This is a genomic window from Nitrospirota bacterium (assembly GCA_016219645.1).
GTDB lineage: Bacteria > Nitrospirota > Nitrospiria > Nitrospirales > Nitrospiraceae > Palsa-1315.
Map to the genome: position 1 here is coordinate 1 of JACRLR010000062.1, position 3,001 is coordinate 3,001.

Sequence of the window (3,001 nt, forward strand, 5' to 3'; positions counted from 1 at the left end):
TGTTGTCCGACCGCAAGAACTTCCGTCTGAATCGGTATTGCTATCGGCTGCGCTCTCTCTTATCGGCCCTTCCCGCGCTCCTCCTCAAGTATAGCTGAGCCACCAAGCCAAGCAGTCAGGATGGTCGACAGGCGTGTGATCTAGGTACGCCTCGTCCATCCGTTCTCTTGATTATTTGTGGATTTGTGAGTGAGGAGGAGCGTGATGTACTCATGTGTGAAACGTGCGTTCAATGCGACGGTCGTGACGATCGTCGTGGCGGTCGTTGGGGGAATGTGTTCGGTCATTCAGGCAGCCGACAGCGAGCAGACCCAGACGATCAAGGGAGTCGTGCAACAACAGGACCTTCGACGTGTGCCGCAGGCTGTCATCGAAGTGAAGAATCAAGCAGGTGATATGGTGTCATCCGGAGTCTCGAACGAGGCCGGCGAATTCAAAGTCGCCGTCCCCGAGGGCGGGACCTACTCCGTCAGTGCCGTACAAGAGACCTATCGGAGTGAATATGTCGTGTTGACGCTTGGCGAAGAGCCGGTGAATCCCGTCACTCTGACGCTCTCCAAGACCAAAGAGGTGTCGCTGGAGGTGGTTTCACCATTACCCCCCATCCAGACCAAGGCATCCAGCGAGACTTATTCACTCAGCCGGAAGGAGATCGACATTCTTCCGAGAGGCAACAACAACGAATTACACGACGTGTTGCTGACGATTCCGGGCGCGACCTATGGATCGTTGAAGCAGGTTCATATCAGGCAGGACCATGCGAATCTTCAACTCAGGATCGATGGAGTGCCGATTCCTGATACGGTCTCCTCGACGTTTTCTGATGTCATTTCACCGCGGGCCTGGGAGCGGGCCGATATCGTGCTGGGCGGGATGGAAGCCAATGTGGGAAATAAAACGACGGCGCTCATCGACATTACGACGAAGAGCGGCACGAAGCCGGGATTTGGGTCGGTCCAGATGTTCGGCGGGTCGAATAAGACGATCAACCCGTCATTCGAATATGGAGGCACGATCGGCGAGAAGTTTCGCTACTACTTTCTAAATACTCACACGGCGACGAATCGAGGCATCGAGCCCCCGACCGTCGGGCACTCCATTTTTCATGGTCAGAGCGAGCGGAACCAGACCATGTTTCGCGGCGACTATCAGTACGACAATAACAATAACGTTACCCTGTTGTTCTTGAATTCTATCGCGAAATATCAGATCCCGACGGCCCCTGGACTGGCGGTGAATCCGACTATTCTCGGCTTGTTGCCCGGAGGATTTACTCCGGTGCCGTCGGAAATGGTGGATGAAAATCAGAAAGAGAATAACCAATACGGCCACCTGGTGTGGCGCCACGACATCAATACCCGAAACTTTTTCAGTTTGGCAGGGTATTTTCGTCACACGAGAGCGATATTTAGGACAGATCCGTTGAATATGCTCGCCTATGTGCCGGATGTAGAAGAACCCTTCTCGGCCGGCAGCCAAGACCGCACCGGTTATTCGGGTGGCGTGCGGTTGGACTACACATTCGTCCATAGCAAGGAACACTTGATCAAGGCCGGGTTCCAGATCGATCGGACCCAGGCGATCAATAAGACGAGACTGTTTACGTTTCAGGACCTCGGGGGATTTCCGACTGGAGGCGTGATCAACGCCGGTGGCGACAACCGGCTTGTCGGATGGCGACAGGAGTTCTGGATTCAAGATCAGTGGACACCGAATGAACATTGGACCTTTAATATCGGGCTCCGTGCGGACACGGTGCAGTACCTTCGTGACGAGGGGCAAATTAGTCCCAGGGTCGGTGTCACATACAGATACAACTCGGCCAACGCCTTTCACGTGTACTATGGCAGGCTCTTTACCCCTCCGAATCTCGAGAGGGTTGCCTTTACCAGCTTGAATACAGAGGGAACGAGGGCGAATCCAGAAGATACGACCAATAATCAGCCACGGGCCGAGCGGGCCCATTACTTCCAAATCGGCAGCGTCCATGCACTCACGGATTGGGCAACTCTCCAGCTCACGGGGTATTATAAGCTCGCCAATTATCTTTCGGACGCACACCAGTTAGGCACGACTCCTTTGCTGAACTATATTGCCTTTGAACGGGGATGGACCAGGGGGGCCGATGCCGCGCTCAAGGTCTGGTTCATGGAGAATCTGACGGGTCGGGCCAACATCGCCTGGGGCCAGTGTAAGGGCTATGGCTTGCAGTCCGGGCATAATCTGGTGCATTTCGAAGAAATCGCCGATATCAATTCGCGCAGCGGCGTCCATTGCGACCATCAGCAGACGTTGAGTGCCTCGGGGATCTTGAGTTACCGGTTGCTCGATCGGACGACCCTCACCGGCCAGTTTCTGTTTGGGTCGGGGTTGCGGACGGCAGAAGAAGGTGCCAAAACCAACTCATCCCATAGCCCGACCTACACGATCTATAACTTTTCGATTAGCCATATCATTCCGTTGCCCTGGCAGGGGCAGAAGTTCTTGATCGGATTCGATATCGTGAATGCGTTGGATCAGAAGTATTTTATCAATCAGGGCGAAGGCAGCATCGGACTCGGTGTCTCTCATGCCGGGATGCCGCGGTCGTTCTTCTTCCGCGGGCAATGGTTCTTCTAGTCGGATGCTGAAACGGGCCATCAACTGCGTTCTCGGCTTGTGCGAATCCTCAACGTACCTCAAGAGGGTACGCCTCCGGTTCGCACATCGCCTGCGGCCTTTCGGAGTGACGCGCGTCTTGGCGCACGGGGGTGGGCGGGTGAGAAGGTGTGGCCCGTTTGAGCATCCGGTCATTGATAGCGTAGAATGGAATGCATGGGACTGATTGTTAGAACACTCTTTGCTGTTGTCTTGGTGTGGCCGGCTGTGCTCTATGCGGCGGTCGGTGATGAGGCCACCCATGAGAGTGATCACCATGAAGACGTGCTTGAGTTGCCGGAAGTCCATGTCCATGGACTTCCCCTCAATAAGGATCAACAATTGGGCCCTGTGGCTAAGTCAA

The 3,001-nt window shown here is 54.7% G+C and carries 2 protein-coding genes; both read left to right on the forward strand.

Going from position 1 to position 3,001, the window contains the following annotated elements; genetic code table 11:
* Positions 1 to 204: 204 nt before the first annotated feature.
* Positions 205 to 2,619 (forward strand): TonB-dependent receptor, encoded by a 2,415-nt coding sequence (locus HZB34_16860; GenBank protein ID MBI5317634.1) that lies wholly within the window; start codon positions 205 to 207, stop codon positions 2,617 to 2,619.
* 195 nt (positions 2,620 to 2,814) lie between these two features.
* On the forward strand, positions 2,815 to 3,001 hold a 187-nt coding region (locus HZB34_16865), incomplete at its 3' end, for a hypothetical protein (protein MBI5317635.1).